Consider the following 22,267-nt stretch of genomic DNA (forward strand, 5'->3'; position numbering starts at 1 on the left):
TCTTCTGACCGAAACGAGAGAGATACGGAATACCCGTATCCCTTGTTTGCTTACATTCCAAAACTTTTATCCTTTCCTTCTCGTTTCTCGTTTTTTTTTCTTTACTTTGCAGAGATTATTTCCCACGGAGGCTTTCTCCACAAAGTAATGGTATGAAAAAGGTACTGAAATGGTTGGTGGGCATCGTTGCTGTCCCCATTCTGTTGTTTCTCATCCTGACGATGCTGCTCTATTGTCCGTCCGTACAGAACTGGGCGGCAAGGCGCGTGGCATCGTATGCCTCCGAGAAGACGGGAATGGAGATAAGCGTCGGCAGGGTCGGGCTGTCGTTTCCGCTCGACCTGCAGATAGACAGCCTGCGCGCGCTGCGTGTCAACGATTCCATTGCGCACCGCACCGATACCGTTGCAGATGTGGCGCGGCTTGTTGCGAAAGTGCAGCTGCTGCCCCTCATGGACGGCGACATAGAGGTGGACGAGCTGACATTCAGCGGTCTGCATGCCAATACCACCAATTTTATCGGCGACCTCCGCATCCGCGCCCGTCTCGACAGGCTTCATCTCGAGAGCCATGCCATACACACCGTGGGCGATTCCATCCGTATCAATGTCGCCGACATCCGTGGCGGATGGCTTGATATAGCACTGGGCGACACCGTTCCCGACGATACCACTAAAGAACGTCCGCTATGGAAGATAGACATCGACCGGCTGCAGCTCGCTCAAACCGACTTGCACTTCCATCTGCCGGGCGACACCATGAGCGTAAAGGCACGCTTCGGAAATGCCGTGGCACGGAGAACGCGCCTCCTTCTGCACGATAACATCTACTCCATCGGCTCGCTCGACTGGCAGAAAGGAGCTTTCGACTATAATCTCAACTACGAGCCGCACGCCCGACGGGGCTTTGACGCTGCCCACATCGCCATGACGGACGTTAATGTCGGGCTTGACTCGTTTCTATATGCCGCCCCACGCATCTACCTGCACATGAGGACGGCCAACCTGCGCGAAAAGAGCGGACTTGCCATCGACGACCTGCGCGGACCGCTGCTCCTCGATTCCACGCGTCTTTCCCTTTCCTCTCTCTATCTGAAAATGCCCGGAACGGAGCTTTCCGGCCGCTTCGATATGGACCTTAATGCCTTTGCCGACAGCCATCCCGGACGCTTTTCCGTCCGTGCCGACGGCCATGTGTCGAAGTCAGATCTCCGTCCTTTCCTCACCTCGTTGCCGCAGCGTGTCTATGCGGCTGTCCCCTCCGTGCCGCTGACGGTTCAGGGCCGCTTGGAGGGCAACCTGCAATATGCTGCCTTCCGCAGCCTGCGGCTGGCAATGCCCCGTCATTTCGACTTCACGGCAACGGGATGGGCGTCGGGCATGACGGGCCACTGCAGTTTCCGTTCCGACTTGCGGATGGCAGGACGCGCCGACGACCTCCGCTTTGTAGCGAGACTCCTGCCGCGCAGCGTAGCCCGGACAATAGCTATCCCGCGCGGTATCGGACTGAACCTCAACCTGCGCCTGCGACCCGAAAGATACTCGGGAAGGGTGCGGCTCAGCGAGGGCGGCGGAACTGCCGTAGCATCGGGATTCTACGACACTGCTACCGAAGCCTACCGCCTGCAGCTCCGGGCAAATGCGCTGCGGCTCGGACATTTCCTTCCCCGGCAGCCGCTCCGCCCCTTTACAGGGCGGATAGCCCTTGAAGGACGGGGGACCGACTTCCTCAGTCCGCGCTCCAGTCTCAGAATGAGCGCACGGATAGACCGCTTCCAGTATGGCAGTTATGTGCTCGACGGAATCCGCGGAAACATCAGCATGAATCATGGTAAGACCCTTGCACGCGTCAACAGCACGAACCCGATGCTCGGCGGCAGCTTCACCTATTCGGGACGGCTGACCGACCGCCTTGTTGACGGACATCTTCGCGGATGGCTTCACCGGGTAGACCTGCGCCGGCTGGGCATAATGACGGACCCTTACGTTGTCTCGGCATGGGCCGACCTCGACGTGCGTACCGACATGAAAGACCGCCATTATGCGAGCGGCCTGCTCCGGCAGTTCCGTCTCCACTCCGAGACGCACCGCGGCAGACGGCAGCTCCTTGCCGGAACGTTCAACCTCCGGGCCACCGTCAATGGCAGGAACATCGACTCCCACCTGCGCGGACGCCTCTCCGACGCCGGCCTGCAGGCCCTCGGACTCGTAGACAAGAACTATCACCTTGCTGCCGATGCCGACCTCGACTTCCGTTCCAACTCCTCTACCTATTATAATATAGCCGGACACATTGGCAGCCTCGCCCTCAGCGAACGACGTGGCAAGGACATCATTCCCCTCGTGGAAGGCGACTTTGACATCGATGCCGCCATGAAGGGCAAAGCAGTGGGCGGAAGATTCGACGGCTCTGTCGCCCGTGCCGACCTCTATCAGCTCGGCATGACCAGTCAGCCGTTCACCCCACGGTTTACCGCCAGCCTCAATTTCTCTGCCGACGGAGCCGACGACCTGATGGTGCGCGGACTTGTAGGGGGACTCACCGTAGCGACGCGGCAGCGCGAGTATGCACCGGGCGACGTGTCAATCGATATCCTCAGCCGTCGCGACACCACGCATGCAGTTGTAGACGGAGGCGATTTCCACCTCAATACTGACCTTGCCGGCAGTTACCGCGCGGCACTCTCGGCAGGCGAAAAGCTCTATGCTGACCTGACCGCACAGATAGCCAACAAGCGCATCGACCAGTCGGCCCTTCGCCGGAGGCTCCCCACGGGCCATCTCGTGCTCCGCAGCGGAGAGGGAAACCTCTTCAGCCATCTCCTTGCCGAGCAGGGCTACATCTTCAGGTCGGCCGACCTCGACCTCTCCTGTTCGCTCCGGGGGCATCAACGGCAGTGCCCGGATAGACTCTCTCGTCAGTTCGGACAACGTGCGGATTGACAGCATGCGCATGCAACTCGCCACCCACTCCGACCAGCTCGTCTACGACATTGCCGTACTTAACGGCCCTGCCAACGAATATCCCTACAGAGGCTACCTGAAAGGTACATTCTACGAGCACGGCATCCGCTCCGACGTTTCCATCCTCGACCAGTACGACCGCGCAGGAGTTGCCCTCTCCCTGCAGGCTGCCATGGCCGACAAGGGCATACGGATGGGCATCACGTCAGACAAGGCCGTCCTCGGCTACAAGGAGTTCTCCGTCAACGATTCCAACTACGTCTATATAGGCCGCGACCGCCGTCTCTCTGCCGACATGCGCCTGCTTGCCGACGACGGTGCGGGCGTGCAGCTGTCTACCGAGGATGCCGACACGACATCGCTTCAGAACTTCACCGTCTCCATGAACCGCTTCGAGCTGGGCAAGCTCCTTGCCATGCTACCTTTCGCGCCCAACATGCAGGGTACGCTCAACGGCGATTACCACGTGGTGCAGACGGCGGAAGACATGACCGTCTCGAGCGACATGACCATCCGCAACTTCGTCTACGAGAACTGCCCGATGGGAAATGTGGGCACGCAGCTCGTTTATATGCCAAAGGAAGACGGAACCCACTATGTCGACGGAATCATCACTCAAGACGACCGGGAGGTAGGCTCGCTTACGGGAACCTACAGCAGCGAGGGCCGTGGACGGCTCGATGCCGTGCTCGACATGGACCGCCTGCCCCTCGGCTACGTCAACGGCTTCGTGCCCGATCAGCTCGTCGGCCTGCGCGGCTACGGCGAAGGCTCGCTCTCCGTGAAGGGCCCGCTCGACCAACTCGACATCAACGGCGAGGTATATCTCGACTCTTCCTATATCGTCAGCGTCCCCTACGGCGTAGAAATGCGCTTTGCCAACGACCCCGTACTCATCAGGAACAGCCGCATAGAGTTCGAGAACTTCGAGATGTTCGCCAACAACGACTCTCCGCTCAATCTGGCAGGTTATCTCGACTTTGCCAATCCTGCACGCATGCAGATGGACGTGAGGATGCGAGCACGCAACTTCCAGCTCATCGATGCCCGGGAGAATCCGCGCTCGGAGGTCTATGGAAAGGCGTTTGTAGACTTTGACGGAAGGATGAGCGGCCTGCTGAGCAACCTGCGGCTGACGGGGCAGCTCGACGTGCTCGGCAATACCGACATGACCTACGTGATGCGCGACGGTACGCTTACGACCGACTCCGAGCTGAAAGACCTCGTCAGGTTCACCCAACTCAACGACTCTACGCCCGACATCGTGGCGCGTCCCGACCTCACGGGCTTCTCCATGGCACTCTCCATAGGCATCGACGAGCAGGCCCACATCATCTGTTCGCTCAATGCCGACCACTCCAACTATATCGACCTCTTCGGCGGCGGCAGCCTCCTCCTCAGCTACGACCCTGCCAACAGCGTGCAGCTCCGCGGACGCTATACGCTCTCCAACGGAGAAATGAAGTATTCGCTGCCCGTCATTCCGCTGCGCACGTTCACCATACACGACGGCAGCTACCTCGAGTTTACCGGCGACCCGATGCAGCCCATCCTCAGCATTGTCGCGACCGAGGAGGTGAAGACCAGCGTCTCCGAAGGACTGGGCGAGGGAAGGCTCGTCGGCTTCCAGTGCGGCGTAGCCCTCTCGAAGCGTTTCCCCAAGCCGGGCGTGGAGTTTATCATCAATGCTCCCGACGATCAGGAGATGCAGAACACGCTCAATACCAAGAGTACCGAGGAGCGGTCGAAGCTCGCCGTAACGATGCTTGCCTCGGGAATGTATTTCGACGCTACCAACACGTCGAGCACGAACACCGCCATGAACGGTGCTCTGGCGAGCTTCCTGCAAAGTCAGGTCAACAACATCACGGGCAAGGCCCTCAACACCATGGGACTGGATATTACGGCCAACATGGAGAGTGCAGCCGACGTCAACGGCTCGCTCCATACCGACTATACCTTCAAGTTCTCGAAACGGCTCTGGGACAACCGCCTCCGCATCAACATGGGTGCGCGCGTCTCCACAGGCTCCAACTATTCGCAGGAGAACGGGGCCTACTTCGACAACTTCTCGCTCGAGTACCGCATGAACAAGAAGGAGACCAAATACCTCAAGCTATACTATGAGCGCGAGGCCTACGACTATCTTGAGGGCAGTCTGAGCGAGTTTGGTGCCGGCTTCATGTGGAAGCGCAAGCTCGCCCACTTCCGCGACATCTTCCGCTTCAGGAGCAGGCAGCCTCTCGCCGTTCCTGCCGACAGCACGAAGCGGTAGCCCCCTGCCGTCGGCCCGCGGCCTTTCCCATTCATAAAAAGCAATAGCCAATGAAACATCTACTCATAGCCCTCCTTGCCCTTGCTCTCGTTGCCTGCTCCACCACCTCGGCCATTCCCGAGGGAGAGCAGCTCTATACGGGCATGGAGACGACCCGCTACAGCAACTACAAGCCGGGCGAGCACTATGCAGCCACGCGCGAGGAACTCGACGTCGTCCTTGCCACCAAGCCCAATGCCGCCCTCTTCGGGAGTCCGTCGGTACGCTCGCCCTTCCCCGTCGGTCTGTGGGTCTGGAACGCCTTTGTGGCAGACAGCAGCAGCCTCGGCCGCTTTCTGGTGCGCGCCTTCGGGTCGGCTCCCGTGCTGATGAGCTCCACCACGCCCGACCTGCGCGTCAGCGTCGGCGAGAACCTCCTTTCCAAGCGTGGCTACTTCAACGGGAAAATATCCTACCAGCAGGTTCCTCAGAAGAACCCGAAGAAGATGAAGCTCCGATACTCCGTGGACATGGGACATCTCTGGACGCTCGGCAGCATCCGCCACACGGGCTTTCCCCCCGAGGCCGACAGCCTGATAACGGCCGACTCGGCAAGGGCTGTCATCAGGGAGGGCGATGCCTTCGACGTCGCCACCCTCGAACAGGAGCGGCAGCGCATCACCACTCTGCTGCGCGACAACGGCTACTACTACTATCAGAACAGCGACGCCAGCTATCTGGCCGACACGACCCTCATGAGCGGAAAGGCCGTCGTGCAGCTTCAGCTTGCCGACTCGGTGAAGCCAGAGAAGCTGCGGAAGTGGACCATCGGCAACCTGACGGTCAACTTTCAGCGCAGTTTCCTCGAGACCCTTTCCAACGAACAGCGTTTCGGCCCGATGCTCATACGCTTCAACGGTTCGCGCCCGCCTGTCAGGCTGCGCGCCCTCGCCAATTCGCTCCGGCTCAGGAGGGGCGACCTCTACAGCTATGCCCGGCATGAGGAGTCGCAGAACAAGCTCAACGCCACGGGCATCTTCTCCTCTACCAACTTCACTTTCACGCCGCGCGACAGCTCGGACACCTGCCGGATACTCGACATGACGCTCAACTGCATGTTCGACCGCCCCTACGACTTCTACGTCGAAGCCTACGGAAAGGGGAAGACAAGCGGAAAGTACGGGCCGGAGCTGATAGTCGGCCTTGCCAAGCGCAATGCCTTCCGTGGCGGAGAGCTGCTCAACATCCGCCTGCACGGTTCCTACGAGTGGTCGTCGCGCCGTACCGATGCCTACAATCCCGACCGCGTCAACGACTATGCCTACGGTGCCGAGGCAAGCCTACGGTTCCCCCGTATCGTCAATCCCTTTCAGACGCCTCCGCGGAAGCGGTGGGCACGTATTCAGCGGCAGCGGGCCGAGGCACTGGCGAGGGGCGAGCAGCCTGCCCCCTTCAGGCGGAGGGAGTTCTACGACACGCCGACGACGACGCTCCGCGCCTCGGCCGACGTCGTCAACCGTGCCAACTACTTCAAGCGGCATGTCGTCTCGGGCGAGCTGTCCTACAACTGGAAGACGAGCGAGCGGAGCGAGTTCACCCTCACACCGCTCAGCCTGACCTACGAGTACATGCACCAGATTACGGCCCGCTACGACGAGCTGGCGGACAGCATGCCCTACCTGCGCGTCTCTATGGCGGACCAGTTCATCCCCAAGGCGAGTTTCGCCTACACCTATCAGAGTCCGGCAAGCTACCGCAGCCCCATTAAGTGGCAGACCACCGTCAGCGAGGCCTCCAACCTCCTCTCCTTGGGATTTGTCTGTGCCGGAAGGAAATGGAGCGAGCGCGACAAGGAGATGTTCAAGAATCCCTTCGCGCAGTTCGTCAAGATAGAGACCAATTTCACCAAGCTGTGGGCCGTGGGCGGCAAGAGCAGCGTGGCGGCCCACGCCAACGCCGGAGCGGTGTGGACTTACGGAAACAGCACCATCGCCCCTTACACGGAGCAGTTCTATGTCGGAGGTGCCAACAGCGTGCGTGCCTTCAATGCGCGCGAGATAGGCCCGGGACGCTACCGTTCCGCCTCCCGTGTGCGCTCCTACGTAGAACAGACGGGCGACATCAAGGTGCAGCTGAACCTCGAGTACCGCCCCCATCTCATGGGAAGCCTCTACGGGGCAGTCTTCCTCGATGCCGGCAATGTCTGGACGATGCACGACGACAATGAGCGTTCGGGGAGCAAGTTCTCCGCATCCGGCTTTCTGCGGCAGATGGCACTGGCACGGGCGTAGGGCTTCGCTACGATTTGGGCTTCTTCATGATTCGCGTCGACTGGGGAGTGGGTCTGCACGTGCCCTACGAGACGGGTCGGACAGGCTTCTACAACGTCGATTCTTTCCGCGATGCCCAGACCCTCCACCTCGCCATCGGCCTGCCGTTCTAAGTGGGATGGCCGGAGCGGCAGGACGAAAACGGCACTTTCGGTTCGTGGAAACGGCAGAATGGATTGCCAACACGGAGTATGAGACGAACAGCGGATAATGTGCAGCGGTCAGCAATCAACCCGTAGGGACAGGCCCTGTGCCTGTCCGCCACACTCGCATCGGACAGACACGCGGTCTGTCCCTACATTTCCGCTTGCTGCAAACAGGGTGTTCGCGGCCGGAATCTGTCTTTTCTGCATCTTCTGTCTGCACCACAGGCGAGACGCTATCTACCTATGGGAATCATTATCCCTAATGAGAACAACTGCCGTTTTCACCCAATGGTAACATTCTGCTATATTTTGATTTGCATCAAAAAAGCAGACTTTTTCTGCCATTCTCCTACAAAAGTCTTTGCAGTTCCGCCTGTTCTCCTTATCTTTGCACCATCAAAAGAAAAGAGTAATAAGATTGTTTAGGTTAGTAATTATAGATTTAGGTTTGTAGTCAGGCAGAGTCCGAAATCCCTTTTGGCCTTGGCCGGAAGTGGAAAGGACGAAAGCCGCGAGCCTGTGAAGGCGAGTAAAACCGTTAGGGTTATTAGATTGATTTTTCAAGAAAACACCATGGCTGTCTGTCGACAGCGAGAAGTGCACAGCAATCGGGTCTTTCCCGATGGTTGTGCACTTTTTCCGTTCTTAAGGGCCGAATTTCCCTGATATGGATGTAATTATCCCGAACTGGCGTATTGATGCACAGGTGCAATAATGCAGACAAGCACAGGGCCTGTCCCTACATTTTTGATTGCAGAATAACGGGTATTCGTGCCTGAAGCCCTGTTCGTTTGTGTGTTCTGTCTGAAGCCATTGACGATGGGCAACCAACCTGTAGGGACAGGCCCCGTGCCTGTCCGACGCGTTGGGTTGTGCGGTTTGTTCCCCAATGTCTGGTTGGTTTTGATGCGGACGGGCACAGGGCCTGTCCCTACATTTTTGATTGCGGAATGATGGGTATCCGTACCTGAAGCCCTGTTCATTTGTATGTTCTGTCTGAAGTCATGGGCGAACCGCAGCTTTCCTGCAATTCTGATGCAGCGGTTTTGCATATACCGGTTACGGGTTGTCGGGAACGGTGAGGGCAAAAAAAAGCCTTGGCTGATTCGCATCACCCAAGGTTCCAATACTAAAACTAAATTAACCACTAAAAAAACTGCTACAAAGATAGTGATTTTTTCTGAAACACCATCATTGAATATCGAATTTTAACGTTAAAAAATGTATTTTGCCGCTTTTGCGCCTGTTTTTTTACACTTTTTTTACCTGTTCTATGAGTTTTTGGGCGTGCTGACGGCTGACTTCCCTTATTTGTTCGAGCAGGGCATCATCGGTGCGCATGGCGTAGGAGACGCTGCCCGTGTAGACATAGTCCTGAAGGTCGAGCTTGCAGAGGGCGCAGGTGGCCTTAATCTGCGAGAGGAGAATCTCGTCGATGGTGTAGCCCACGGCTTCGTGGCTGTAGGCCTCGGCAGGCGCGCCCGTGGTGAACGAGGGGATGAGCTTCTTGCCTTCGAGGGCGTGGCCCGTGGAGCCGTAGGCGAATCCGTGTACGACTACCTGCTCTATCCACCGGCGGAGGAGGGAGGGCATGCTGTACCAGAATACGGGGAACTGCCAGACGATGACGTCGGCGCGGACGAGCTTATCCTGCTCTGCCTTGACGTCGATGCGGAAGTCGGGGTACAGCTCGCTGAGGATGGAAAACTCTGCATCGGGGAAGGCCTTGCGCAGTTCGTCGAGAATGATTTTGTTGGCTACCGAGTCGTTGAGGTCGGTGTGGCCGGAAACGATTAATATGTTCATAATGCTGTTTTTTCCACATCCGGGCGGTGCGCGGACGTGGGTTCATATATCCTGTTTTTATTCTGAATCTGTTGCAAAGTTAGGCATTTATGGGGTGATGGCCAAGATTTTTGTCATGTTTTTGACGGATAGTCTGGATAAATGTCATTCGGCTGTTCTCTGTCTGTCGTCGGTGAGGGGTGTGTGGCGCGGTTCCGGCCCGGTGAGGGTGGGAAAACGAAAGTGCCGTTTTCGCCCTGTGAAAACGGCACTTTCGCATAGTCGGAACGGCACTTTGGCCTGACGGGTACAGCGGTGCGGAGACGGCAGTGCGCTGACCGGGCGTGCCGGGCGGTGCTACCAGTCGGCAAGGCTGGCCGATGCCTCTACCTCGGTCTCTACGTCGTCTGGCAGGCCGGAGAAGAAGTCAAGCCCTGTGATGCGCTCTACTTGGTCTACGGTGTTGACGTAGGAGTCCTTGGGGCGGTTGCCGTCGGTGTTTCGGTAGACGAATCCGATGGCCTTTGGCTTCCGGCCCGTGCAGAGAATGACCTTGAAGAAGGCTTCGGGCACGGTGATGCGGTTGCGTCCGATGGTCTTGTGCCGCCGGTTGAGGAGGATAGGTCCGCAGACGATGTGCAGGTCGCCGTAGCGTCGCGCCCAGTCGCGGCATTGCATTTCGAGTTCGTTCCAGTCGCCGCGGTTGAGGTTCGGGTTCTGCGGACAGACGTTCGTCAGGAGGAACGACTCCTCCATAGCCCGGCGGTCCCACTTGTTGTCGCCTGCCGGGCAGAGGTGTCCGCGGTCGTAGCCCGACTGGATGTAGTCGTAGGTGGTGGCGCGCGGCATGGGCACGTCCTCGTCTTCGTGGAAGGGAATGTCCTTGCGCGATGCCTTGCCGCGGAGATGCTCTGCCGTCAGATGCCACGCCACCCAGTTGGGTATGCGCAGTTCGGGGTTGTAGGACAGGTCATAGGCGGTGCGGTGCAGGATGATTCCTGCCGCCTTTCCTCCTACAGGAAGCAGGCTGATTGCCGGTCCGGGGCTGTCGGGGGCAGTCGCGGCAGCATCCTTGCCGGAGGGGGTGGGCTGTGGCAGGGGTATTTCGGCCCTGCCTGCAGGGCGGCGGAGCGACGGGGTGTGGCGTCGTGGGCCGCAGGCGGCAAGGAGTAGGGGAAGGAACAGGAGGGGGAGGATGGATGACGGGCGCATGGGCGAGAGTGGAAAATGGGAAAAAGGAAGGGTGGGGGCGGACGGCACGTGCGGCGGAAAGCCGGCAATATGCCCCGCTTAAGGCTGCCGCGTGTGTGCGTCGGTGCGTCGTCGTGCGGCGGCTACGGGGTGCATGGCTCTTCGGAATCCGACTGTGGCCGGCCCGTACCCTGCTCTCCGGGTGCTATTGCCTGCCAGAGAGGGTCGTCGGGGAGGGGCGACTCTACGCTGATGCCGAGCTTCGAGACGGGGTGGACGAACTCTACGCGGTGGCTGAGCAGCGAGATGCTGCCGTCGGGGTTGGAGCGTCGCGCACCGTACTTGAGGTCGCCCCTGATGGGGCATCCCATGTTGGAGAGCTGGCACCGTATCTGGTGATGTCTGCCCGTCAGCAGATTGACTTCGAGCAGCGTGTAGCGGTCTGTTCCGCCTATGACCCTGTAGTGGAGTATGGACTTCTTCGACGTGGGCATCTCGCGGTTGTAGGCATAGCTCTTGTTCTGCCGCTCGTTGCGCACGAGCCAGTCTGTCAGCGTGTCCTCGTCGCGGTAGGGTGCCGTCTGCACGATGGCCCAATAGGTCTTGTGCACCTCGCCGTTGCGGAACATGCTGTTCAGCCGGGTGAGTGCCTTGGAGGTCCGGGCAAAGACGACAAGTCCTGCCACGGGACGGTCAAGCCTGTGTACGACGCCCAAGAACACATTGCCGGGCTTCTGATACTTTTCCTTTATCCACCGCTTGACGGTCTCGGAGAGAGGCTCGTCTCCCGACTTGTCGGCCTGCACTATCTCGCCTGCCTCCTTGTAGACGATGATGACGTGGTTGTCTTCGTAGAGTACCTTCATTGTAGTAAGAGGCCTCCCCAAGCCCTCCCGGAAAGGAAGGCTTGGGGAGGCCGTCGGTCAGTTGGTTATTACATGTTCATGCCGCCGTCTACCTGAATTACCTGTCCCGAAACGTAGCTCGAGAGGTCTGATGCGAGGTACACGGCCGTGTTGGCGATGTCGTCTACGGTACCGCCGCGGCGCAGCGGAATCTTTGAAATCCACTCCTTGCGGATGTCGTCGGGCAGGGCCTGTGTCATGGCCGTGTCGATGAAGCCCGGCGCGATGGCGTTGGCGCGTATGCCCTTGGGACCCATCTCCTGTCCGATGCTCTTGGCAAGGGCTATGAGTCCGGCCTTGGAGGCAGCGTAGTTGGCTTGTCCGGCATTTCCGTGAACGCCTACGACGCTGGCCATGTTGATGATGCTGCCGCCGCGCTGCCGCATCATGACGGGGACGCAGGCGTGGATGAAGTTGAAGGCACTCTTGAGGTTGACTGCTATGACGGCGTCCCACTGCTGCTCGGTCATTCGGAGCATGAGCCCGTCCTTGGTGATTCCGGCGTTGTTGACGAGTATGTCTACCGACCCGAACTCTTCCTTCACCTGTCTTACCACCTCTTCCGACTGTGCGAAGTCGGCGGCGTTGCTGGCATATCCTCTTACTTTCACGCCGAGGGCGGCTATTTCAGCTTCGGTAGCCTTTCCGTTCTCGTCAATGACGAGGTCGGTAAAGGCGATGTTGGCACCTTCCTGTGCAAACTTCAGCGCGATGGCTTTTCCGATTCCGCGTGCAGCTCCTGTAACGAGGGCTGTCTTTCCTTCTAATAGTTTCATTTTGCTTTATTGTTTTTTGTGGCCTGCAGGCTGTCCCTGCAGGCTGTTGTTGGTCTTTTTCGGCCGGGGTGTGGCGTCGGGGGTGGGAGGTTTCTACTTCGTGGTTCTGTTGCCCAGTGCTCCGTAGACCACCTTTGCCACGAGCGGACGCGATGTCTCCTCGGTCAGCCCGTGCCCGAGCCGTCCGTAGATGAAGGGCACTTCGAGTCCCTTGATGCAGTAGTGGGTGATGTCGGCCACGAGTTCCACGTTGTCAATGTCGAACTCTCCGTCTGCCTTCGCGTCGGCATACACCTTTCTGAATAGTTCTATCTCGTCCTCGTCGAAGTTCTTGCGCACCTTCTCCACCATCCAGATGTTGCGGAAGAACTCTGCCCTGAGGTTGCCGTTCCGCATGACCGTCTCCTTGATCATGCTCAGGTGGGTGTATATCAGTTCGATAATCTTGTCCTGAGGGGAGATTTTCTTGGATGCCACCTCGTCGAGCTTGTCGGACAAGCGTTCCAGTTCCGCCTCTATGACGGCATAGTAGACGTCGTCCTTGCTCTTGAAATAGGTGTAGAGCGTGCGGCGGCCCTTGCCCGAGGCCTGCGCAATGTCGTTCATCGTAGTGTTGGCAATGCCGTTCTTGGCAAACAGCTGCCTTGCCACGTCTACCAGTTTTTGTCTTGTCTTTGAAATGGACATCTTTTCTTTTTTCTTTTATGAGTGCGTTTGCACAATGTAAACGCTATGTGCAAATGTACGCATAATCTTCAAGATATGCAAGTTTCGGGGGGAAAAACAGTTGTTAAAGTCTGTTGATTTGCTGTTTGTCCTCCTCCGGCAGTGGGCGTGCGCGGTTATTTGCCTATTCCTCCAGTGCGAAATACTCTTTCAGTTCGGCAATCGCCTCGCCGTTGGCGTTCCGCAGGTCCTTTGCTATCTCCCCTCTCTCAAGGAGGAGTATGCGCGTGGAAATCTCGGAGACGAACTCGAGGTTGTGGCTCGAGAGGAGGACGGTCGTGCCCAGTTCGGCATTGAGCCTGCATATCCTGCGTGCCACAATCATCTGCGAGGAGGGGTCGAGGTAGTTGAACGGCTCGTCGAGTATGAGCAGTTGCGGATGTATCATCATTGCACCGATGATGCCGGTCTTCTGCCGGTTGCCCTGCGAGAAGTTGCGGAGATACTTCCCCGTGGCGAGTATCTCGCCGTGCATGAGCTGGTCGAAGTCGGCGAGACGGGCCGAAAGCTCGCCGGGCGGCAGGTGGTAGAGCTGGGCGATGAGGTCGAAGTACTCCTCGGGCGTGTAGAAGTCGATGAGGAAGCGGTCGTCGATGAACGAACCCGTAAACTCCTTCCACTCCGTGCTCTGGTCTACCCGCTGTCCGTCTATGGCGGCATGGCCGGTGGTGGGTTGGAGTATGTCGAGCAGAATCCGCAGCAGGGTGGTCTTGCCTGCCCCGTTGTTGCCTACGAGTCCGACAATCTCGCCCCGGCCTATGGTCAGTTCGGGAATGTTGAGGGCAGTCTGGCTGCCGTACACCTTGGTGAGTTGGTTGATGCTTATCATGCTGTTTGTCTGTTATAGTCTCCCCGGGGGAGGCTGTCTGTGGGCGCGGAGGGCGGTTTGTCCGTCCGCTGCCGGTGGGTGGAACTTAGGTTTTCGTCAGTTTCGGTAGCTCTCCATGCGTTCGTATCTCCTTGCCATGAAGGCTGCCTCCACCGTGCCGATGACTCTCCTATGGAGGGCAAGCCCTGCCAGACCGACCGTGGCAAGGACGAGCGTGCACCATACGGGCGGCAGGAATACCGCGCAGGCGACGTATCCGGCAAAGGGAATCAGGGAGAGGAAGCCCAAGGGCGACCAGCTCGCCCCCTGATAGTTGAAGAAAGCCGAGGCGAAGATGTCTATCCTGTTAGATTTCAGGCAGGTGGGCAGGTAGGTGAGGTTGCCCGCTCCCGAGGCGAACAGCCACAGGGCGAGCAGATGCCACGTGCCGACGAGGTCGGTGAGGAAGGTCAGGGGCAGCAGAATCGTCATTCCCACGGCGTTGAGCAGGGCGAAGGCGTAGTATTTACGCTGCAGCATCGTGCCGACGGCGTAGGGCTTGGTCATCAGTCCGTCGAAGTAGTTGGCTTCCACTCCGAACATCATTCCGCCCATCGCCATGGACGCTCCCTCCACGGCCATGTAGAGGACGAGGGGTATCAGCAGGGCCATGTCGCCGCTGCCGTTGTCGAGCAGGGCGAGATAGTACACCTCCAGAGGCATCACGACGAGCATGACGAGCACCGTCATGCGCAGCCGGCGGGCGCGCAGTATGCCTGCCATCTCCATCCTGAACACCGAGAGCCACCCGAGGCCCATCACGCGGTGCGTCCGCCGCCGGTCTTCGTGGTAGGTGTGCAGGCGGCACATATACAGATATACGGCGAGGGACGCCACGGCCGAGAGCACGGCAAAGCCTGCGAGGTGAGCGGCCCAAGGTATGCGGAAGAGGTTGATGGCGTAGAGCGTCAGCACTCCTCCCCAGAACATCCATCCCATGACGACGGGCAGGCGGTACTCCCACCCCCTTGCCTTGCGCAGGGCGGTAACGGCCAGCCCGTCGGTGTAGGAGAGGGCGTAGAACGCCACCGAGGCAAGGGCTGCCACGGCAGGCGGCATCAGCCAGAACGACAGGGGCACGAGGATGATGAGGAGGGCGAAATTCCAGAAGTTGAAGAGGTTGGTGACGGCGATGAAGCGGTTCCACGTTGTCTCGCCGACGGGCTTCGTGCGCAGGCAGTCGTCCATGACGGCCGTGTCGTGCTTCATAAACAGCTTTACCATCGTGTCCGCAGGAATCATCGCCACCGCCATGACGGCCGCCGCCACGGCCCAGTCGGCCTTGGCGGTCGCGCTGCCGAGGTCGTCGCCCGAAGTCATGACGGACAGCACCGTCCCCATGGCCATGAAGCTGTAGACGTACACCGCCCCGAAGAGCTTGCTCCACTTAAATTCTCTCCGCTGCCTGAGCAGCCACAGTCTGAGCAGTAGTTTCATAGTCGTTGCGGCATTATGTGTCGGGGTTCTCCCTATAATATTCGTCCCATTTTCTCATGGCCTCCTGCCAGTCGGTGGCCTGCTCCCCGTCCGGGGTCTGTTGCCGGGCGGCTTGGTCGCGCTCCCGGTCGCGTGCGCGCTTGGCTTTCATGCCGGCAATGGTGTCGTCGTCGAGTATGAGGATGGCACGCCTGTCTATGGCCTGCCGGAGCTCGTCCTCCCCGAACGCCTTTCCCGGCTCGTTGAAGTCGGAGATGTTGAACTCATAGTCTACCCGCAGCCGGTGCCTGATAAGTTTCTGTCCGGCCCGGTTGGCGGCATTCTTCTGGCGCAGCAGCCGTGCTATGTCCCTGATTTCTCCCTGCGAGTATTTGTTTCTTCCCATGAATGGTCGTTGCTGTCTTTGGTTTTACGGATGCAAAGTTACGAAAATAATGCCATTACCCGTCGCTTTGGTGCCGGAAATCGGCCGTCCCGTGCTTTCCGTCTCCGTTTTCCGGCCGCATCCTGCCGTTCTTCCGGGCGTCCAGCCCCGTTCCCGGCGTGCTGCGCGCCCCTTGTGTCTGCTAATATGCGTGCCGTGTACAAAATAACGGTCTTTTCTTTTGGTGATTTATTCAAAAAGCATTAACTTTGCAATCGTTATCCTGAAAACAATCTTTTTACCTTAGAAGGTACTAATGCCTATTTAAGAATTAAGCGGTTCCCTGTGAAGGTCATCGCTTTTTTCGTTTTTATACGCCTGTCCCCCTTTCCGTCCCGGCCTTGCGAAAGCGGCACTTTGACACGGTGAAAGTGCCGTTCCGACACAGCGAAACGGGCTTGTTCGCCTTGCGAAAGCGGCCCTTTCGTTTTCCCGTTGTTTTGGACGGGCAGTGCGCCTGCGGTGCAGGGGGTGTATGGTGGCCATATTCCGTCCCCCAAAATCCTTTTTTATAGCAATCGAAAATGTAGGGACAGACCGCGTGTCTGTCCGATGGGTGTTTGGCGGACAGGCACAGGGCCTGTCCCTACAAGTCGCCTGCACTTCGTCGGTGGTGTCGACGGAGGGTGCAGAATGTTCTTATGCGATGATAGAAATGCAGGTACGGACACTCCGTATGCCCGAACGGGCAATGCGGACGGACTGCCTGCCGGCTGCCGCGGACCCGCGCCCGGCCTGCCGGCACCGGCACGGGAACGGACGGGAGAACATTCTGCACGGCGGAGAAAAACGCTCTCCGTGCGGCATAAAGAATGTCGAGGCCGTTTCTCCGGCCCTCTGGCTTTGTTTTTCAGATAAAATTATTTACCTTTGCAGCTATGCTATTAGACAGGCTATCCATTATCAACTATAAGAACATCCGCGCAGCGTCGCTCGTGCTGTCGCCGAAGATGAACTGCTTCATAGGACATAACGGGGAGGGGAAGACCAATCTGCTCGACGCGGTCTACTATCTCTCGTTCTGCAAGAGCGCGTTCAACCCGAAAGACTCCGAGGTGATGTGCCACGGGGCGGACTATTTCGTCGTCGAGGGCGACTACACCGGCGACGGCGGAGAGCCGGAACAGGTCTATTGCGGCATGAAGCGCGGACAGAAAAAGCATTTCAGGCGCAACAAGAAGGAGTACAAGCGGCTGGCGGAACACATCGGAATGGTGCCGCTGACGTTCGTCTCGCCTGCCGACGCTGCGGTCATCGACGGGGGCAGCGAGGAACGCCGGAGGCTTATGGACGTGGTGATAGCGCAGTACGACCGCCCCTTCATCCGCGAGCTGCAGCTATATAATAAGGTGTTGCAGCAGCGCAACACGCTTCTGAAGCAGGAGACGGAGCCGGACCCGACGCTGATGGAGCTGCTCGAGATGCAGATGGCGGAGCACGGCGAGGAAATCTACCGCCGCCGGGCAGCCTTCGTCGAGGAGCTGCAGCCCTTCTTTCAGGAAATCTATTCCACCATCTCGGAGGGACACGAGGAGGTCTCGCTCTCGTATGTATCTCATTGTCAGCGCGGAAAGCTGCTCGATGTCATCCGCCGCGACCGCGCCAAGGACCGCATCATGGGCTTCTCGCTCCACGGCATCCACCGCGACGACCTCCTGATGGAGCTGGGCGGCTATCCCATCCGCCGGGAGGGAAGTCAGGGGCAGAGCAAGACTTTCGTGCTGGCCCTGAAGCTCGCGCAGTTCAGGTTCCTCTGCCGGCGTTCCCCGGGCAACACGCCCATACTGCTGCTCGACGACATTTTCGACAAGCTCGACTCGCGCCGCGTGGAGCAGATAGTGCGTCTGGTCTCGGGCGAGGGCTTCGGGCAGATATTCATCACCGATACCAACCGCGACCATCTCGACCGGATACTTCAGGCGAGCAGCTCTCCCTACAAGCTCTTCGAGGTGAGGGGGGGCGAGGTGAGCGAGCTGGCAGGCAGGGCAGACTGACGCCGCGGCCGTGTTGTCAGACCGTCTGCGGACACCCGGATGTTTCATCCTAAAATACAAGTAATATGTTTCGACGCAAAGTACAGCCTCTGAGCGAGGTCATGGGAAAGCTCCTCCGTCAGCAGGGACTGGAGATGCCGCTGCAGCAGAAGCGGCTCATTGACGCTTGGGACGAGGTGGCAGGCAGCACCGTGGCATGCTATACGGCCGAGAAAGCGATACGCAACCAGACGCTCTTCGTCAAGATTGTCAATCCCGCGCTGCGTGCCGACCTTGCCATGATGCGCAGCGAGCTGGTCAGGAAGCTCAACGCCAAGGTGGGCGGAATGGTCATTGCCGACCTGAGAGTGTATTAGCCCCGTCGCCGCCGTGCGCTGCGGCCGTGTCTCCGCCCCGCTTCCAAACAACGTAAAGTATGAAGAAAAATCCCCATATCACCCTCCTGCTGCTTGCAGCATTGCTCTTCCTCTCCGCCTCGTGCGGCAGGGAGAAGACCGCCGAGCCTGCCCCCGCGGCCCTCGACACCATTCCTGTGTTGGTGTCGGACGTCCGCCAGTGCTCAAGGCTCTATACATCGGAGTACCGCATACACAAAATCGTTACCCATTCGGACCAGATGAAGCTGGAGGGTACGGTCATGCGGCACAGCTTCAGCGTCAATCTGCCCGTGGGCGAACGGCGCATCGCCATCCCCATGACGGCCGTGCTGAAGGCATACGTCGACTTGGGCGGATTCTCCGAAGACAACGTCCGGCGACAGGGACGGAAGATTACCATCCTCCTGCCCGACCCGCGCTTTGTCCTCACCGCCACGAAGATTGACCACAAGGGCGTCCGCCAGTATGTGGCACTGACGCGCCGGAACTTCTCCGATGCCGAGCTGACCGGCTACGGACGGCAGGGCAGGGAGCAGATAATCGGCAGCATACCGCAGATGAACCTCATAGAGACGGCACGGGCGAGCGCGGCACGGCAGATTGTGCCCCTCGTCAAGGCACTCGGCTACCGCGAGGAGGACATCACGGTAACGTTCCGCCGTAAGTTCTCATTGAACGACATACGCAGCCTCATTGACAATCAGACGATAGAGAAACGATATGAAGAAGACGTACAATAGTCTGGCCGACCTCTTCGGGAGCTTCGGCAGAATGGTCTGGGCCGTCGTTGCGGCCGTGGTGCTGCTCGGTGTGGGCATCGGCATCCTCGTATGGCTGAACCGCGACAACCACGCAGGCGTTACCGTGGAACAGCGCATTGACATCACCCCCACACAGCTGCAACAAATCCGCGACATCGGGCAGTGGGAGTTTCTGGCCGTCAGCGACGAGGAGCTGGTGGACACCGTGCGCCGCGGTTTCCTCTCCGATGCCGAACTGGTGCGCATCTATTACGGTACGCTGCGGCTGGGCATAGACTTCAGCAAGGCCAGCCGCCACTGGTTCCGCGTCGAGGGCGACTCGGTGGTCGTGGCGCAGCTGCCGCCCGTAAGGCTGCTCGACACCGACTTCATAGACGAGGCGCGCACGCGGTCGTTCTTTGAAAAGGGCGACTGGACGGCTGCTGACCGCGAGCAGCTCTACCAGCGGGCCTACAGGAAGATGCTTGCACGCTGCATGACCAAGGAGAACCTGCACGCCGCCGAGGAAAACGCGCACCGCGAGGTGGAGAAACTGCTGAAGAGTCTGTTCCGGGGCGAGGTGCGGATGAGGGCGGCAGCGTCTCCCGGTTCTTCCCAAGAGGGGAGGGGACAACGGGGCGCAGGCAAGTGAAGACAGGCAGCGGCACTGCCGGGGGACGCCCTGACGCACGGTCGCCGAAAGGTTTCCCCTGACTCCGGGCAAGGAACAGGGCAGGGCAACGGGCACATTCCACAAACGGATAACCATGTCATCAAATATCTTTCAATCCTCATTCTGGCAGGGGCCGGGGGCAAGGCGGACGGCCCGCGAGTCGGGCGCGCTCGTCGCGCTCGGAGTGTCCATCGTCGTCGGACAGATAGGGACTATCGTGCTGGGCTTTGCCGACACGCTGATGATAGGCCGGCACAGCACCGACGAACTCGCAGCGGCATCGTTTGTGAACAACATGTTCGTGCTCGTCCTTATCTTCGGACTGGGCTTCTCGTATGGCCTGACACCCATTGTCGGTACTCTTTACGGGCAGGGCAGGCGGTGGCGGGCAGGCGACATGCTCCGCAATGCGCTGCTTGCCAACCTTGCTCTGGCAGTCGTGCTGACGGGCGCGCTGCTCCTGCTCTACCTGTCGCTCGGCCGCCTCGGACAGCCTGACGAGCTGCTTCCGCTCATGCGGCCCTACTTTCTGGTCAATCTGGCGTCGCTGCCGTTCGTTGCCTGCTTCAACACCTTCAAGCAACTGTCTGACGGAACGACCGATACGCGCACGGGAATGTGGATTCTCGTAGGCGGAAACCTACTCAATATCATAGGCAACTACCTCCTCATATACGGTAAGCTCGGCCTGCCCGAACTCGGACTTCTCGGTGCAGGAGTCTCTACGATGCTTTCCCGTATGGTGATGGCACTTGCCTTTGTGGCCGTCTTTTGCCTTTCGGACCGTTACCGTCCCTATCGCCGGGGCTTCATGGCGGGCCGCTTCCGTCGCGAACCGCTCGTCCACCTCTGCCGGCTCGGCTTTCCGCTCAGCCTGCAAATGGGCATGGAGACGGCCGCCTTCAGTCTCAGCTCCGTCATGGTGGGCTGGATAGGCACGGCAGCATTGGCCGCCCATCAGGTGATGCTGACCATCTCGCAGTTCTTCTTCATGGTCTACTACGGCATGGCGGCTGCCGTGGCGGTGCGCGTGAGCCTGTTTGCCGGGCAGCGCAACTACGGTGCGGTCGGCCGTTCGGCCAGTGTGGGCTTCGGACTGATACTTGCGATAGCCTTGGTGGTGTCCGTTCCCGTCGTGATTTTCCGTAGCAGCCTTGGCGGCATCTTCACTGACAGCCGCGAGGTGAGCCTGCTTGTGGCGGAGGTTATTACTCCGCTGATAGTCTATCAGTTCGGCGACGGACTCCAGTGTGCCTACAGCAACGCGCTCCGTGGGCTTTCCCACGTCCGCCCGCTGATGTTTGTCGCCTTCCTTGCCTACTTCGTCGTCTCGCTTCCGCTGGGCTATCTCTTCGGCATCCGCCTTGGCTACGGCCTTCTCGGCATCTGGTACGCCTTCCCGTTCGGCCTTACCACGGCAGGCGTGCTGTACTATTGGTTCTTTCGGAAACGCCTTGGAGAGCTGACGGACGGACAGGCTGACGGGTAGACAGGCTGTTTTCAGCCCGTCATGCGTGCCCCGGAACGGCATCGGCAGGAAGGAAACAGGCAGGCGGACGGGCGGCATCGGTGACTGAAAGTTGGATATTCTTCGTGCCTTCTGTCCCGTTACTCGTTTTTTTTATGTACTTTTGCACATCGTTTCGGGGCGGCATGCCCCATTCGTAAGGATAATATCAAAAAACAAACAGATAATGAAACCAACATTATTGCTTCTTGCTGCCGGAATGGGCAGCCGATACGGAGGCCTGAAACAGCTCGACGGAGTAGGCCCCAACGGGGAAACCATCATGGATTATTCCATCTACGATGCCATTGAGGCAGGGTTCGGGAAGATTGTCTTCGTCATCCGCAGGGACTTCGAGCAGCAGTTCCGCGAACAGGTTCTCTCCAAATACGAGGGCCATGTGCCCGTAGAGCTTGTCTTCCAGAGCGTCGACGCGCTGCCGGAGGGATTCAGCGTGCCCGAGGGGCGCGAGAAGCCGTGGGGTACGAACCACGCGGTGCTGATGGCGAAGGACGTTATCCGCGAGCCGTTCTGCGTCATCAACTGCGACGATTTCTACAACCGCGACTGCTTTAAGGTCATCGGCAACTTCCTCGCCACGCTTCCCGAAGATGCCCGGGGCAGGTATGCCATGGTAGGATTCCGCGTAGGCAACACGCTGAGCGAGAACGGAACGGTATCGCGCGGCATCTGCACGACCGATGCCGAAGGCCACCTTGCCAACGTCGTAGAGCGCACCAAGATAGAGCGCAGGGACGGGAAGGTGCAGTATATCGGCGACGACGGCGAATGGACGGCCACCGACGACAATACGCCCGTGTCCATGAACGTGTGGGGTTTCACCCCCGACTACTTCGAGTACAGCGATGCCTACTTCCGCGAGTTCCTCTCCGACGAGGCGAACATGGCGAACAAGAAGTCCGAATACTTCATACCGATGATGGTGAACAAGCTCATCGGCGACGGAACGGCCACCGTGAAGGTGCTCGATACGACGAGCAAGTGGTTCGGCGTAACCTATGCCGAAGACCGCCCCGGCGTAGTGGAGCGCATACAGAGGCTTGTCGACGAGGGGGTATATCCCGGAAAGCTGTTCTAAAAAGGCATCATCATCTTACAAAAACAGAATCCTCCCCGGATAAGTTCCGCACGTTCCCTTCCCCACAGGAAA

At 59.0% G+C, this 22,267-nt stretch carries 14 protein-coding genes and 2 pseudogenes; 8 read left to right on the top strand and 8 right to left on the bottom strand.

Going from position 1 to position 22,267, the window contains the following annotated elements:
- Window positions 1-152 precede the first annotated feature (152 nt).
- Together JCM15908_RS15575 and tamL are read left to right on the top strand one after the other, a co-directional pair.
- Window positions 153-5,238: pseudogene (locus tag JCM15908_RS15575) on the top strand (translocation/assembly module TamB domain-containing protein).
- Window positions 5,239-5,288: 50 nt separating this feature from the next.
- Window positions 5,289-7,660 (top strand): annotated as a pseudogene (tamL, locus tag JCM15908_RS12655) (translocation and assembly module lipoprotein TamL).
- A gap of 1,284 nt (window positions 7,661-8,944) precedes the next feature.
- On the opposite strand, the gene JCM15908_RS05875 reads toward tamL, so the two are convergent.
- The 8 genes from JCM15908_RS05875 to JCM15908_RS05910 all read right to left on the bottom strand — a co-directional run bounded on the left by JCM15908_RS05875 (window position 8,945) and on the right by JCM15908_RS05910 (window position 15,766).
- Window positions 8,945-9,502: an NAD(P)H-dependent oxidoreductase gene (locus tag JCM15908_RS05875; RefSeq protein WP_025002637.1), complete on the bottom strand. Its 558-nt coding sequence runs from the start codon at window positions 9,500-9,502 to the stop codon at window positions 8,945-8,947.
- A gap of 333 nt (window positions 9,503-9,835) precedes the next feature.
- Window positions 9,836-10,690 (bottom strand): DNA/RNA non-specific endonuclease, encoded by an 855-nt coding sequence (locus tag JCM15908_RS05880; RefSeq protein WP_025002638.1) that lies wholly within the window; start codon window positions 10,688-10,690, stop codon window positions 9,836-9,838.
- A 122-nt stretch (window positions 10,691-10,812) separates the two neighbouring features.
- Window positions 10,813-11,535 carry an RluA family pseudouridine synthase gene (locus JCM15908_RS05885; RefSeq protein WP_025002639.1) on the bottom strand — a complete coding sequence of 241 codons (723 nt, stop codon included), beginning with the start codon at window positions 11,533-11,535 and terminating at the stop codon, window positions 10,813-10,815.
- Between the two features lie 68 nt (window positions 11,536-11,603).
- Entirely contained in the window at window positions 11,604-12,350 is a 747-nt protein-coding gene (gene fabG, locus JCM15908_RS05890) for a 3-oxoacyl-[acyl-carrier-protein] reductase (RefSeq protein WP_025002640.1), read from the bottom strand.
- A 93-nt stretch (window positions 12,351-12,443) separates the two neighbouring features.
- Window positions 12,444-13,037 carry a TetR/AcrR family transcriptional regulator gene (locus JCM15908_RS05895; protein ID WP_025002641.1) on the bottom strand — a complete coding sequence of 198 codons (594 nt, stop codon included), beginning with the start codon at window positions 13,035-13,037 and terminating at the stop codon, window positions 12,444-12,446.
- A gap of 163 nt (window positions 13,038-13,200) precedes the next feature.
- The gene (locus JCM15908_RS05900) at window positions 13,201-13,905 is read right to left on the bottom strand and encodes an ABC transporter ATP-binding protein (protein WP_036892840.1); all 705 of its coding nucleotides are present in this window, start codon (window positions 13,903-13,905) and stop codon (window positions 13,201-13,203) included.
- Between the two features lie 96 nt (window positions 13,906-14,001).
- Window positions 14,002-15,381 (bottom strand): DUF5687 family protein, encoded by a 1,380-nt coding sequence (locus tag JCM15908_RS05905; protein ID WP_025002643.1) that lies wholly within the window; start codon window positions 15,379-15,381, stop codon window positions 14,002-14,004.
- A gap of 13 nt (window positions 15,382-15,394) precedes the next feature.
- Window positions 15,395-15,766: a hypothetical protein gene (locus tag JCM15908_RS05910; RefSeq protein ID WP_025002644.1), complete on the bottom strand. Its 372-nt coding sequence runs from the start codon at window positions 15,764-15,766 to the stop codon at window positions 15,395-15,397.
- A 917-nt stretch (window positions 15,767-16,683) separates the two neighbouring features.
- Between JCM15908_RS05910 and recF the strand changes: the two genes are divergently transcribed.
- The 6 genes from recF to JCM15908_RS05945 all read left to right on the top strand — a co-directional run bounded on the left by recF (window position 16,684) and on the right by JCM15908_RS05945 (window position 22,195).
- Window positions 16,684-17,799, top strand: coding sequence for a DNA replication/repair protein RecF (gene recF, locus JCM15908_RS05920; RefSeq protein WP_025002646.1), 1,116 nt, complete (start codon window positions 16,684-16,686; stop codon window positions 17,797-17,799).
- A 65-nt stretch (window positions 17,800-17,864) separates the two neighbouring features.
- Complete coding sequence (locus JCM15908_RS05925; protein WP_025002647.1) at window positions 17,865-18,155, top strand: DciA family protein; 291 nt, start codon at window positions 17,865-17,867, stop codon at window positions 18,153-18,155.
- 59 nt (window positions 18,156-18,214) lie between these two features.
- Window positions 18,215-18,916 carry a DUF4230 domain-containing protein gene (locus tag JCM15908_RS05930; RefSeq protein ID WP_025002648.1) on the top strand — a complete coding sequence of 234 codons (702 nt, stop codon included), beginning with the start codon at window positions 18,215-18,217 and terminating at the stop codon, window positions 18,914-18,916.
- The gene (locus tag JCM15908_RS12660) at window positions 18,897-19,568 is read left to right on the top strand and encodes a DUF4230 domain-containing protein (RefSeq protein WP_025002649.1); all 672 of its coding nucleotides are present in this window, start codon (window positions 18,897-18,899) and stop codon (window positions 19,566-19,568) included. The genes JCM15908_RS05930 and JCM15908_RS12660 overlap by 20 nt, the downstream gene beginning before the upstream one ends.
- 115 nt (window positions 19,569-19,683) lie before the next feature.
- Window positions 19,684-21,078, top strand: a complete 1,395-nt coding sequence (locus tag JCM15908_RS05940; RefSeq protein ID WP_084607830.1) for an MATE family efflux transporter — start codon at window positions 19,684-19,686, stop codon at window positions 21,076-21,078.
- 205 nt (window positions 21,079-21,283) lie between these two features.
- A complete protein-coding gene (locus tag JCM15908_RS05945; RefSeq protein WP_025002651.1) occupies window positions 21,284-22,195 on the top strand; it encodes a glycosyltransferase family protein in 912 nt (303 codons plus the stop codon).
- Window positions 22,196-22,267: the final 72 nt, after the last annotated feature.

This window comes from Prevotella dentasini JCM 15908, assembly GCF_000614065.1.
In the GTDB taxonomy this organism is placed as follows: Bacteria; Bacteroidota; Bacteroidia; order Bacteroidales; family Bacteroidaceae; genus Prevotella; species Prevotella dentasini.